Source organism: Mameliella sp. MMSF_3455 (assembly GCF_030733205.1).
Classification (GTDB): domain Bacteria; phylum Pseudomonadota; class Alphaproteobacteria; order Rhodobacterales; family Rhodobacteraceae; genus Antarctobacter.
In genome coordinates this window covers 1-12,121 of record NZ_JASHJL010000030.1, presented here as the reverse complement: position 1 = coordinate 12,121, position 12,121 = coordinate 1, and the positions used below count along the sequence as shown (strand labels likewise).

General features: G+C 65.8%; 11 protein-coding genes. 7 read left to right on the top strand and 4 right to left on the bottom strand.

Annotation, left to right across the window (positions count from 1 at the left end; all coding sequences use genetic code 11):
• Positions 1-40 precede the first annotated feature (40 nt).
• The 5 genes from purH (at position 41) to RBB42_RS19280 (ending at position 5,642) form a co-directional block, all read left to right on the top strand.
• Entirely contained in the window at positions 41-1,630 is a 1,590-nt protein-coding gene (gene purH, locus RBB42_RS19300) for a bifunctional phosphoribosylaminoimidazolecarboxamide formyltransferase/IMP cyclohydrolase (protein ID WP_305971293.1), read from the top strand.
• A gap of 182 nt (positions 1,631-1,812) precedes the next feature.
• Entirely contained in the window at positions 1,813-2,283 is a 471-nt protein-coding gene (gene lspA, locus RBB42_RS19295) for a signal peptidase II (RefSeq protein ID WP_305971307.1), read from the top strand.
• A 54-nt stretch (positions 2,284-2,337) separates the two neighbouring features.
• Complete coding sequence (locus tag RBB42_RS19290; protein ID WP_305971294.1) at positions 2,338-2,859, top strand: DUF3035 domain-containing protein; 522 nt, start codon at positions 2,338-2,340, stop codon at positions 2,857-2,859.
• Positions 2,860-2,961: 102 nt separating this feature from the next.
• The gene (locus tag RBB42_RS19285; RefSeq protein WP_305971295.1) at positions 2,962-4,326 is read left to right on the top strand and encodes a M16 family metallopeptidase; all 1,365 of its coding nucleotides are present in this window, start codon (positions 2,962-2,964) and stop codon (positions 4,324-4,326) included.
• Positions 4,323-5,642, top strand: coding sequence for a M16 family metallopeptidase (locus RBB42_RS19280; RefSeq protein WP_305971296.1), 1,320 nt, complete (start codon positions 4,323-4,325; stop codon positions 5,640-5,642). The genes RBB42_RS19285 and RBB42_RS19280 overlap by 4 nt, the downstream gene beginning before the upstream one ends.
• Positions 5,643-5,729: 87 nt before the next feature.
• Here the strand turns inward: RBB42_RS19280 and dapA are convergent, their stop codons facing one another.
• The gene (gene dapA, locus RBB42_RS19275) at positions 5,730-6,605 is read right to left on the bottom strand and encodes a 4-hydroxy-tetrahydrodipicolinate synthase (RefSeq protein WP_305971297.1); all 876 of its coding nucleotides are present in this window, start codon (positions 6,603-6,605) and stop codon (positions 5,730-5,732) included.
• Between the two features lie 145 nt (positions 6,606-6,750).
• On the opposite strand from dapA, the gene RBB42_RS19270 reads away from it, so the two are divergent.
• Positions 6,751-8,703 carry a lytic transglycosylase domain-containing protein gene (locus RBB42_RS19270; RefSeq protein ID WP_305971298.1) on the top strand — a complete coding sequence of 651 codons (1,953 nt, stop codon included), beginning with the start codon at positions 6,751-6,753 and terminating at the stop codon, positions 8,701-8,703.
• Between the two features lie 105 nt (positions 8,704-8,808).
• On the opposite strand, the gene RBB42_RS19265 is transcribed toward RBB42_RS19270, so the two are convergent.
• Both RBB42_RS19265 and mnmC2 read right to left on the bottom strand, forming a co-directional pair.
• Positions 8,809-9,678, bottom strand: a complete 870-nt coding sequence (locus RBB42_RS19265; RefSeq protein ID WP_305971299.1) for a DMT family transporter — start codon at positions 9,676-9,678, stop codon at positions 8,809-8,811.
• Between the two features lie 52 nt (positions 9,679-9,730).
• Positions 9,731-10,405, bottom strand: a complete 675-nt coding sequence (gene mnmC2, locus RBB42_RS19260) for a tRNA (5-methylaminomethyl-2-thiouridine)(34)-methyltransferase MnmC2 (RefSeq protein ID WP_305971300.1) — start codon at positions 10,403-10,405, stop codon at positions 9,731-9,733.
• Positions 10,406-10,453: 48 nt separating this feature from the next.
• Between mnmC2 and RBB42_RS19255 the strand changes: the two genes are divergently transcribed.
• Entirely contained in the window at positions 10,454-11,494 is a 1,041-nt protein-coding gene (locus tag RBB42_RS19255; protein ID WP_305971301.1) for an NAD(P)/FAD-dependent oxidoreductase, read from the top strand.
• Between the two features lie 106 nt (positions 11,495-11,600).
• Here RBB42_RS19255 and RBB42_RS19250 read toward each other — a convergent pair.
• On the bottom strand, positions 11,601-12,121 hold a 521-nt coding region (locus tag RBB42_RS19250; protein WP_305971302.1), incomplete at its 5' end, for a hypothetical protein.

The following is a 12,121-nucleotide window of genomic DNA, read 5'->3' as shown; positions in this document are numbered from 1 at the left end:
TCATTTGCCGCAATTGAACGACCTTCCGAGGGGATCCTCCATGTCCGACCTTCAGCCCGTGCGCCGCGCGCTTCTTTCCGTATCCGACAAGACCGGCCTGACCGATCTGGGCCGTGCGCTGGCCGCCAGGGGGGTAGAGCTGCTCTCGACCGGCGGGTCCGCCAAGGCGCTGCGCGACGCGGGACTCGAGGTGCGTGACGTCGCCGACCTGACCGGTTTCCCGGAAATGATGGACGGGCGGGTCAAGACATTGCACCCCAAGGTGCACGGCGGGTTGCTGGCGCTGCGCGACAACGGCATGCACACGGCGGCGATGGCGGAACACGGTATCGTGCCCATCGACCTGCTGGTGGTGAACCTCTACCCCTTCGAGGAAACGGTGGCCAAGGGTGCCGCCTATGACACCTGCATCGAGAACATCGACATCGGCGGCCCGGCGATGATCCGCGCCGCGGCCAAGAACCATGCCTTCGTCACCACCATCGTTGATGTCGAGGACTATGACGCCCTGCTGGCCGAGTTGGAGGCCAACGACGGACAGACCTCGATCGAGTTCCGCAAGCGGCAGGCGCAGATCGCCTACGCCCGCACCGGTGCCTATGACGCCGCAGTCAGCACCTGGATGGCCGCCGCCATCGGCGAGGCGACCCCGCGCCGCCGCGTGTTTGCCGGAACGCTGGCGCAAAGTCTGCGCTATGGCGAGAACCCGCACCAGAACGCGGCCTTTTACACCGACGGGTCGAACCGGCCCGGCGTGGCGACCGCCGAGCAACTGCAGGGCAAGGAACTGAGCTACAACAACATCAACGACACCGACGCGGCCTTTGAACTGGTGTCGGAATTCCTGCCCGGCGACGGCCCCGCCTGCGCGATCATCAAGCACGCCAACCCGTCGGGCGTGGCGCGCGGCGGCAGCATGCTGGAGGCTTACCAGAAGGCATTCGACTGCGACCGGACCTCGGCCTTTGGTGGCATCGTGGCGCTGAACGGCGCGCTGGACGGCGAGACCGCCGAGGCAATCTCCGAGATCTTCACCGAGGTCGTGATCGCCCCGGCCATCCACCAGGAGGCAAAGGATATCTTTGCCAAGAAGAAGAACCTGCGCCTGATTCTGGCCCCCGGCCTTGCCAACCCGGCATCCGCAGGTCTGGCCTGGCGGCAGGTCGCGGGGGGCCTGCTGGTGCAGGACCGCGACAATGGCGCCCGTGCGCTGGACGACCTGAAGGTCGTGACCAAGGTCGCCCCGACCGAGGCGCAGATGCAGGACCTTCTGTTTGCCTGGAAGGTGGCAAAGCACGTCAAGTCCAACGCCATCGTCTACGTCAGGGACCTGGCCACGGTCGGCGTCGGCGCGGGCCAGATGAGCCGGGTCGATTCAGCGCTGATCGCGGCCAAGAAATCCGAGCGCATGGCCGAGGCGCTGGGCCTGCCCGAACCGCTGACCAAGGGCTCTGCCGTGGCCTCGGACGCCTTCTTTCCCTTCCCCGACGGTCTGATGGAGGCGGCTGCCGCCGGGGCCAGCTGCGTGATCCAGCCGGGCGGCTCTATGCGCGACGATGAGGTGATCGCCGCCGCCGACGAGGCCGGTCTGGCGATGGTCTTTACCGGAATGCGTCACTTCCGCCACTGAGGGCGGTCGGGGATCTGCCCTTGTATTCCTTCGCTCGGCCCAAGCGGATTTGGGCCAGGAAGAAACACGGCGCGGGGCGCGAGACGGCAAAGCCGCTTGCGCGCCCCGTTGCGGCTCACTAGGTCTGCGACCGAAAATTGCGGGAGGCGGTTCTGGCACAGACGGCGAAACGATTTGGCGGGTTGAGGCTGGTGTTCTGGGTGACCCTGGTCATCTTCCTGCTGGACCAGGTGACGAAATACCTCGTCGTTCATGTCATGGGGCTTGGCAACAAGCTGGCCATCGAGGTGCTGCCGCCTTTCCTCAATTTCCGCATGGCCTGGAACTACGGTGTCAATTTTGGTCTCTTTTCAGGCGATGCGGCGGCGACCCGTTGGATCCTGATTTCCGTCGCGCTGGGAATCGTCCTGTTTGTCGTTGTCTGGATGCGCCGCGATCCGCCGGGCGTGATGGGGCTGATCTCGGCCGGTTTCCTGATCGGTGGGGCGCTGGGCAACGTGGTCGACAGGCTGATCTACGGGGCGGTGGCGGATTTTCTGAACATGTCCTGCTGCGGCATCGACAATCCCTATGCCTTCAACGTCGCGGACATCGCGATCTTTGTCGGCGCTTTCGGGCTGATCGTTTTTCCGTCGGGCAAAAAGGCCCCGTGACGCCGGTCCCGAGATGGGGTAAGGCTGGCGAAACTCGGAGACCGGAGGTAGGCGATGCGGCGCGCGCATCTTGTTGCAATCATTGGCCTGGCGGGTATCGCCTCCTGTTCGGCGATCGACCGTGACAAACCCTTGCACGATCTGCGCACCAACAGTGCGCAGCCCGAAGAATTCGCCATTGTCCCGAACAAGCCGCTGGTTCAGCCCGAAAGCTATGCGCAATTGCCGCCGCCGACGCCCGGCGGTCCCAACCGGACCGATCAGACGCCCAAGGCCGACGCGGTGACCGCGCTGGGGGGCAACCCTTCGCGTCTCGTGGCCAGCGGTCTGGGCGTCCCGGCGGGTGACAGCGCGCTGATCCAGCGCGCCAGCCGTTACGGCCGCGATCCGGGCGTGCGCCAGGAACTGGCCGAGAAGGATGCGGACTTCCGCCGGTCCAAGTCGATCTTCAACTGGTCGATCGTGCCGCGGGACGACTACTACCGCGCCTACAGGCGCGAAACGCTTGACCCCTATCGCTGGTTGCGGGTCTACCGGCGCGCCGGGGCAACGACGCCGGCGGCACCGCCTGAATGACGGCCCGCGCCGCGCGCGCCGGTCACGAGACCGTAACTCCGGCTTGAAGTTGCCGCTGCCGCGCGTACCTAATGCGACATCCGGAAAACCAGAGGATGCCGCATGCGCCGACTGACCCTGTTATTCGCTTTCGCCCTATCCATGACCGCGCCTGTCGCCGTCTCCGCCCAGGAGACCGGCAAGGTATCGACCTTCGCGCTGGACAACGGCATGGACGTTGTCGTGATCGAGGATCACCGCGCGCCGGTCGTGGTGCACATGGTCTGGTATCGCGCAGGCTCTGCAGATGAACGTCCCGGGTCCTCGGGGGTGGCGCATTTCCTCGAGCACCTTCTGTTCAAGGGAACCGATACGCTGGACCCCGGCGAGTTCAGCGCAACGGTGGCGCTCAATGGTGGCACCGACAATGCCTTTACCAGCTACGACACCACGGCCTATCACCAGCGCGTCGCCGCCGATCGTCTGGGCCTGATGATGAAGATGGAAGCCGACCGGATGGTCAACTTGCGCCTGACGGAAGCCGATATCCTGACCGAGCGCGAGGTGATCATCGAAGAGCGGAACTCGCGCGTGGAGAACAGCCCCGGCGCGCTTTTCCGCGAACAGAAGGACGCGGCGCTCTACCTCAACCACCCCTACGGCACGCCGGTGATCGGCTGGCGGCACGAGATGGAGCAGCTCGATCTGGATGATGCGCTGGACTATTACCGCCAGTTCTACGCGCCCAACAATGCCATCCTGGTGGTGGCCGGTGACGTGACGCCGGAAGAGGTGCGCACCCTGGCAGAGGAGCATTACGGCCCGCTGCCCGCCAATCCCGACCTGGTCGAGCGTGCCCGCCCGACCGAACCGCGGCACCTGTCCGAACGGCGCATGACCTACACCGATCCCCGCGTGTCGCAGCCCTACATCACCCGCAGCTACCTGGCGCCCGCCCGAACCAGCGGTGCCCAGCAGGAAGCGGCGGCGCTGGCCATCCTGTCCGAGGTTCTGGCCGGCGGGCAGACCTCTGTCCTGACACAGAAACTGCAGTTCGAAAGCCAGGTGGCGGTTTACACCGACGCCTACTATGACGACACCACGCTGGATGCCTCCAGCTTTACCCTGGTCGTCGTGCCGGCGGCCGGCGTCAGCCTGCAAGAGGCTGAAGCCGCTCTGGACGACGTTTTATCCGAGGTGATTGCAGAGGGGATCGACCCGGACCAGCTGGACCGGATCAAGTTCCAGATCAAGGCGTCCCGCATCTATGCGCTGGACAATCCCGCCAGCATGGCGCGCCGCTATGGCAACGCGCTGACCACCGGACTGACGGTCGAGGATGTGCAGGAGTGGCCAGAAGTCCTGCAGTCGGTGACGGGCGAGGATATCGTGGCCACCGCGCAAAAGGTGTTCGATCGCCGCCAATCCGTGACCGGCTACCTGATGGCGCCGGACGCACAGACCCCGCAGCAGGAGGTGACCCAATGATCCGCCGCTTTGTCCTTGCCTTCGGCCTGATCTGCGCCGGTTTTGCCGCCCATGCCGAGATCGATATTCAGGAAGTCACCAGTCCCGGCGGCTTCAAGGCCTGGCTGGTCGAAGAGCCGTCTATCCCATTCGTCGCGCTGGAAATCAGGTTCCTGGGCGGGGCCTCGCTGGATGCGCCGGGCAAACGCGGGGCGACCAACCTGATGGTCGGCCTGCTGGAAGAGGGCGCCGACGACCTGGACGCGCGCGGCTTTGCCGAGGCGCGCGACGGCATCGCGGCGCAGTTCCGCTACGATGTCGGCGACGACACGGTCAGCGTTTCCGCGAAGTTCCTGACCGAAACGCGGGACGAGGCAGTGGATCTGCTTCGGTCATCTCTGGTCTCGCCCCGTTTCGACGAGGTGGCCATTGATCGTGTCCGCGCGCAGGTGCTGTCCGGCATCCGGTCCGATGCCACCGATCCGGACGAGATCGTGGGCGATGCCTTTTACGGGCTGGTCTTTGGCGACCACCCCTATGGAACCAACCAGAGCGGCACCATTGAAAGCGTCACCGCGCTGACCCGTGCGGATATCGTCGATGCGCATCGCGCTGCCTTGGCGCAGGATCGCGTCTTTGTGGGCGCCGCCGGTGACATCAGCGCCGAGGAACTGGGCGTGCTGCTGGACAAGCTGTTCTCGGACCTGCCGGAGGTCGGCGCGCCGCAGCCCGCCGACGTGGAGGTGCAGACCGAGGCCGGCGTGACCGTGGTGCCCTTTGACACCCCGCAGTCGGTGGCGATCTTTGGCCAAAAGGGGATGAAACGGGACGATCCCGATTTCTTTGCCGCCTATGTGCTGAACACGATCTTTGGCGGCGGCGGATTCGAGGCGCGGCTGATGAACGAGGTGCGCGAGAAGCGGGGCCTGACCTACGGCGTCTATTCCTACCTTGCGCCGCGAGAGCATGCGGAACTGATGCTGGGCCGCGTGGCCTCCGCCAATGACCGGATCGCCGAGACGGTGCAGGTGATCCGCGACGAATGGACCAAGATGGCCACCGAGGGCGCGACGCCCGAGGAACTGGAGCGCGCCAAGACCTACCTGACCGGCGCTTACCCGCTGCGCTTCGATGGCAACGCGCCGATTGCCCGGATCCTGGTGGGCATGCAGATGGACGACCTGTCGCCCGACTACATCAAGACGCGCAACGCCAAGATCGAGGCGGTCACGCTGGAAGACGTCAAGCGCGTGGCGGGTGAGTTGATGAAACCGGACGAGCTGCGCTTTGTCGTGGTCGGCCAGCCCGAGGGGCTGGAGGCGACGGTGGGGCAGTAACACCGCCGCCGACAAAAAGGAAAAAGGGCTGGAAACCGCGAGGTTTCCAGCCCTTTCCTATTCTGTTCCCGAAAGACCGAAGTCACTTCAGTTCATCAGGCCCGCGTGGCGCAGGGCGCTGTCCACCTTGGCGCGTGTCCCTTCGGTCAACGGCACCAGCGGCAGGCGGACCTCGTCGGAACAGAGCCCCAGCCGCGACATGGCGTATTTCGCGCCGCAGAGGCCCGGCTCTGTAAAGATTGCCTGGTGCAGCGGCATCAGCCGGTCCTGGATCGCCAGCGCTTTGCCGTAGTCACCGGCTAGGCAGGCCTCTTGCAATTCGGCGCAGAGGCGCGGCGCCGCATTCGCGGTTACGGAAATGCAGCCGATCCCGCCCTGGGCGTTGAACCCGTGCGCAGTTGCATCCTCGCCCGAGATCTGCAGGAAGTCCGGACCGCAGGTGATGCGCTGCTGGCAGACGCGGGCCAGGTCGCCGGTGGCATCCTTGACGCCGACAATGCGCGGCAGCTTGGCCAGTTCGCCCATCGTGTCCGGCGACATGTCAACGACCGACCGGCCGGGGATGTTGTAGATGATGATCGGGATGTCTGCGCAGTCGTGTACCGCCTTGAAATGCGCGATCAGGCCGGCCTGGGTCGGCTTGTTGTAGTAGGGCGTCACGACCAGCGCGCCGTCGGCGCCGACCTTGGCGGCATATTCGGTAAAGCGGATCGCCTCGTCGGTGTTGTTCGACCCGGCCCCGGCGATCACCGGGATGCGGCCTGCGACGGCCTCGACAACGCAGGCGATCACCTCTTCGTGTTCGCGGTGCGTCAGCGTCGGGCTTTCGCCGGTCGTGCCCACGGGAACCAGCCCGTGCGACCCTTCCTCGATGTGCCATTCGACCAGCTTCTTGAGCATGTCGAAATCCACGGCGCCGTCCTTGAACGGCGTGACCAGGGCAGGCATTGAACCTTTAAACATGACACGCTCCTTTCATTTTTCCGGCCCGGTGTGGCTTGAGGTGGAAACCTGCCGACCCCGCGACTATGTGAGTTGCACGAGCCGTTCCCGGACCTATCCTTTGCAAGAAGCGTCTATTCCTTTTCATTGCGGAAAAAGCAAGTCGATGTCACGTCTCCTTGCCTTGTTGTTGCTGTTCGTCACCGCCCTGCCGGCATTTGCGCAGGAGCGAGGAGCCTCGTTGGCCAAGGCCATGCAGTCCATGCGCGAAGGCAACTGGGCGGCGGCCCGAATCGCCGCGCGGGGCGACGGGCAGGCCGCGGTGGACGTGATCCTCTGGCACGCGCTGCGGGCGGGTCGGGGCGATGCGCGCGAGGTGCAGGATTTCCTGTCGCGTCACCCGGACTGGCCGGGGCTTCCCTACCTGCGCGAGAAATCCGAACCCGCCATGTCCGAGGCCTCGCTGGATGGGATCCGGGCTTTCTTTGCCGATGCGCTGCCGCAGACCGGCAGTGGCGCGCTGTCCCTTGCCCGGGCGCATATGGCCGAAGGCAACGAAGGTGCGGCACAGGCCGATATCGTCCTGGCGTGGCGCACCCTGTCGATGACTTCGGATGAACGCCGCGCCTTCCTGACCACTTGGGGAGAAATCCTGCGCGACCATCACGAGGCCCGGCTGGACATGGCGCTGTGGCAGGGGTGGAGCCGGGACGCCGGCCAGATGATGGGGCTGGTCGATGAGGGCTGGCAAGCGCTGGCGCAGGCGCGTCTGGCACTGCGGTCATCTGCACCGGGCGTGGATACCCTGATTGCCAAGGTGCCGGACCAACTGGCCGATCACCCCGGACTGGCCTACGAGCGGTTTCTGTGGCGCGTGCGCAAGCGGCGCACCGAGGACGCCATCGCGCTGTTGCGTGCGCAATCGGCCAGCCCGGCGGGGCTGGGCGAACCCTGGGCCTGGGCGCCCGAACGGATCGACCTGGCCCGCGAGCGGATGCGTTCAGGCGCCTATGCCGAGGCCTATGAGATCGCCGCCCGGCACTGGCTGGTCGACGGCAGCGAATTTGCCGAGCTGGAATGGATCGCCGGGTTCATCGCCTTGCGCTTCCTCGACCGGGCCGACCTGGCCGTGATGCATTTCGAGAACTTCAGCGATGCGGTCTGGACCCCGATCTCGGTGGGGCGCGGCGGATACTGGCTGGGCCGTGCCTACGATGCGGCGGGCGAGGTTGAGAAAGCGAAAGCGGCCTATGCGATCGGGGCCGAGTACCAGACCTCGTTCTATGGCCTGTTGGCCGCGGAACGCGCCGGACTGCCGCCGGACCCGACCCTGGCTGGCAACGAGGCGTTTCCGGACTGGCGCCAAGCCGACTTCACCAAGTCCAGCGTCTTCGAGGCGGCTGTGCTTTTGCTGGCCGCGGGAGAGACCAACCTGGGCGAGCGTTTCCTGACCCACCTGGCCGAGTCGCTGGACCGCGAGGACATGGGACGCATGGGCATGATGCTGATGGAGATGAACCGTCCGCATATCCAGGTCATGCTGGGCAAGCGCGCGGCACAGTTCGGCATCCAGTTGCCCGGTCCCTACTACGCGCTGGATCCGCAGGTGACCGAAGGCGAATATCCCGTGCCCAAGGAACTGGTCCTTTCGATTGCGCGGCGCGAGTCCGAGTTCGATCCGGGGGTGATTTCCGGGGCCGGCGCACGTGGTTACATGCAGCTTATGCCCGGCACGGCCAAGCTGGTCTCTGGCCAGCTGGGGCTGGAGTATGATCTTGACCGCCTGCTGACCGATCCGGGCTACAACGCCAAACTGGGCTCGCGCTACCTTGCCGGGCTGTCGGAGCGGTTCGACGGCAACGCGGTTATGATGGCGGCGGGTTACAACGCGGGCCCGGGGCGGCCGATCGGCTGGATGGAACGCTTTGGCGATCCCCGCAAAGGCGACATCGACATCATCGACTGGATCGAGCTGATCCCTTTCGACGAGACCCGCAACTATGTCATGCGCGTTACCGAGAGCCTGCCGGTCTACCGCGCGCGGCTGGGCAAACCGCCGCACCCGGTGCCTTTCAGCCAGGAACTGGTGGGCGGCACGCTCAAGGCTGTGCTGGATTGACATGTGTCAGCCGGGGCAGGGGGCGCTGTCCCCTCTGGACCTGCCGTCCATTCACCCCCGGAGGTATTTGGGGCCCAAAGAAACACCGCGGCTGTCTGCGGGTCGTCAGCCCTCTTTCTGACGCGCGCGCCAGAGGGTGAACAGCCCGGCCGCCACGATCATCGCGGCCCCGAAGACCACGTTCCAGCGCAGCGTCTCGTCAAAGACGACCAGCCCAAGGGTGCTGGCAAAGACCAGTTGCAGGTAGGCAAAGGGTTGTACCGCGCTGGCCTCGGCCACCTCGTAGACGCGGATCATCAGGTAGTGACCGGCCGCTCCGGTCAAGCAGAGGAGGCCCATCCAGGCCCAGTCGGGGCCGGTCATCGGCACCCAGAACCAGGCCCCGATCGCCGTGGCCACACCGACGCCGGACACCCCGGTGTAAAAGAACGAGGTGGCGGAGCTGTCGCCACGGGCAACATAGCGCGTCAGCAGAGCGTATAGCGCGAACATCAGTGCCGCCAGAAGCGGGATTGCGGCGTAGGGTGAGAAGACCCCGCCCGAGGGTTGCAGGATGATGATGACCCCGACAAAGCCCACGGCGATGGCCGTCCACCGGCGCCAGCCGACGTGTTCGCCCAGCACTGGGCCAGACAAGGCGGCCACCAGCAGGGGATAGGCCGCAAAGACCGCGTGGCTTTCGACGAGGCCCAGAAAGACGAAAGCCAGAACCATCACGTTGATCTCGACCACCAGCAGCGCGCCGCGAAAGACCTGCAGCCAGGGAAAGGCGCTTTGCGCCGCGGCGCGCAAGCCGCCTGCCTTGCGCCCCGCGATCGTCAGCACGAAGGCGGCGAAGAACCAGTAGCGGATCATCACCACCATCATGACGTTGTATTCCGCCGCCAGGTGGCGTGAAATGCCATCCTGCAGGGCAAAGACGAATGTGGTGGCCACCATGAGCCAGATGCCGAGGCGCGTGTTCTGCTGAGCCATTGCGATATGTCCGGGGTCTCGCCGTCGCGTGGCATGGCCCCGTCGCGCAGGGTCAGCCGGGGATCGGCGGTTTTAGAGCTGTCGTCATGTGACGTTTTCGGCCATATCCCGGCATGCGTGTGACCTCAAGCCCCGCCGCCGCCAGGGCGCGACGCACATGGCCTGCCGCTGTGTAGGTCGCCGCGGTGGCGCCGGGGGCCATGTGGCGGGCGACCTCTTCCATCAGCGCCGCGTCCCAGAGTTCGGGGTTCTTGGCCGGAGAAAACCCGTCGAGGAACCAGGCATCAGCCATCCCTTCCCAAAGCGGCAGGGTTTCGCGCGCGTCGCCTTCCACCATCTCGAACCGCAGGTCGGGCAGGTCGATACGCCTGTTGCCCCAGTGCGGGGCGAGTTCGCTGGCGAGATCCGCGATCTCGGGAAACCTTGCCTGCGCGCGGGTCATGTCTGCGGGCGGCAGGGGGAAGGCCTCGTAAGTGGTGAAGTGTAGGATGCCGGTCTGACCCGAGATCCGCCAGAGCTGCAGCGCGGCGAGCAGGTTCAACCCGGTGCCGAACCCCAGCTCGGCGATACGGAACCCGTCCCGGAACCGGTCCGGCAGGCCGTTGCCCGACAGAAAGACATGCGCGGTTTCGGCCAGCCCGTTTTCGAGACTGTAATAGGGGTCGTCAAAACGGGTCGAGACCGGGATCTCGTCCCGCCAGTCCAGATCGCTGCTCTGGTCGGGCATGGCATTCTTCCTTATCAACGGGCCGAGTTCTGACGAGGAGGGCAGGCAATGGCAAGCGTCGAGGTGACGGTGCGCGGGGCGGGAATTTTCGGCCTGTCGGTGGCCTGGGCGAGTGCCCTGCGCGGTGCAAAGGTGCGTGTGGTCGATCCCAATGGTCCCGGCGCCGGGTCGTCGGGCGGGATCGTCGGCGCGCTGGCACCCCATGTGCCCGAGAACTGGAACGAGAAGAAGGCCTTTCAACTCGACAGCCTGCTGATGGCGGAGGGGTACTGGGCGCGGGTCGAGGCAACCGGCGGCGTCAGTCCGGGCTATGCCCGTACGGGGCGGTTGCAACCGCTGCCGGACGAAGCCGCCATTGCCCTTGCGCGAACCCGTGCCCGAGGGGCCGAGGCGCTCTGGCAGGGCAGGGCGATCTGGGAGGTGATCCCCGCCGAAGGATTGTCCGGCCTGTCACCGCTTACCCCATCTGGCATGCTGATCCGTGACACGCTGACCGCCCGCATGTACCCGCGCCGGGCCTGCACCGCACTGGTGGCGGCGCTGGAGGTGTCCGGCGTAGAGATCGTGACCGAGGCGCCGGACGTCGGCGCTGTGGTCTGGGCGACGGGCTGGACGGGCCTTCGCGATCTGACCGATGCTCTTGGGCGCAAGGTCGGCGACGGGGTGAAAGGGCAGGCCGTCCTCCTGCGCTACGCGGCGCAGGACGATCCGCAGCTGTTCGTGGATGGGCTGCATATCGTCCCCCATGCGGATGGGACCGTGGCTGTCGGCTCGACCTCGGAGCGTGAGTTCGACGATCCCATGTCGGTGGATGATCAGTGCCAGGGGCTGATCGACCGCGCCTATGCGGCGGTGCCTGCCTTGCATGGCGCGACCGTGCTGGAGCGTTGGGCCGGCGTGCGTCCGCGCGCCCGCTCTCGGGCGCCGCTGCTGGGGGCCTGGCCAGGGCGTGCCGGGCATTTCGTGGCCAATGGCGGGTTCAAGATCGGCTTCGGCATGGCCCCCAAGGTGGGCGAGGTCATGGCCGATCTGGTGCTGGAAGGCCGCGACGGCATCCCGGCGGGATTCGGTTTCGACGCCCTGCGCTGAGGATGTCGGGCGTTTGCCCGTCAGGGACGCGACTGTTGCAGGGAGACGCGCGACCGCTGGATGACGCGCATCCCCTCACCGGCTGCAATCGGCGGGGCCTTCTGGGTCAGCGCACCCAGCCCTCGCCCGGTATCCAGCTATAGCCGGCCCGCGACTTGCCCTCCGACAAACCCGTACCAAAGCCGAATGTCACCGTGTCCGGATCGCAGTCCAGCCGGGCGAGCTCTTCTCCATCTTTCGAGACGATCACGCCGCCGAAGAGCTGTGTCGTTTCGGCGGTACCGACCTGCCGTTCGGCCCCGGCGAAGGCGGTATAGCGGTATTCCTCGTTGTAAAAACTCGCCTCTTCCCAGATGTCCCGTCCGACACCCGGCCAAGGTTGGTAGTCGAGCATTGCGTAGGGTTCGAAAAGCTCCATTTCGGGGCGCCCCGGCAGACCAAAGCGGTAGACGGCGGCATCCTGTTCCGCGCACACCTCAAGGATCTTTGTGGATGCCTCTATGCGGCACTGGACAAAGGTGGCGTCAGGCGTGGAACAGTCGGCGACAACCGGGCCGGCGGCGAGGAGAAACAGGGAAAGACAGCGGAACATGAAAGCCCTCGGGAAAATGAATCGTGCCGGACCAT

Coding starts and splice junctions, on each gene's coding strand:
- purH (WP_305971293.1), top strand. CDS start 41: ATGTCCGACCTTCAGCCCGTGCGCCGCGCGCTTCTTTCCGTATCCGAC.
- RBB42_RS19290 (WP_305971294.1), top strand. CDS start 2,338: ATGCGGCGCGCGCATCTTGTTGCAATCATTGGCCTGGCGGGTATCGCC.
- RBB42_RS19285 (WP_305971295.1), top strand. CDS start 2,962: ATGCGCCGACTGACCCTGTTATTCGCTTTCGCCCTATCCATGACCGCG.
- RBB42_RS19280 (WP_305971296.1), top strand. CDS start 4,323: ATGATCCGCCGCTTTGTCCTTGCCTTCGGCCTGATCTGCGCCGGTTTT.
- dapA (WP_305971297.1), bottom strand. CDS start 6,605: ATGTTTAAAGGTTCAATGCCTGCCCTGGTCACGCCGTTCAAGGACGGC.
- RBB42_RS19270 (WP_305971298.1), top strand. CDS start 6,751: ATGTCACGTCTCCTTGCCTTGTTGTTGCTGTTCGTCACCGCCCTGCCG.
- RBB42_RS19265 (WP_305971299.1), bottom strand. CDS start 9,678: ATGGCTCAGCAGAACACGCGCCTCGGCATCTGGCTCATGGTGGCCACC.
- mnmC2 (WP_305971300.1), bottom strand. CDS start 10,405: ATGCCCGACCAGAGCAGCGATCTGGACTGGCGGGACGAGATCCCGGTC.
- RBB42_RS19255 (WP_305971301.1), top strand. CDS start 10,454: ATGGCAAGCGTCGAGGTGACGGTGCGCGGGGCGGGAATTTTCGGCCTG.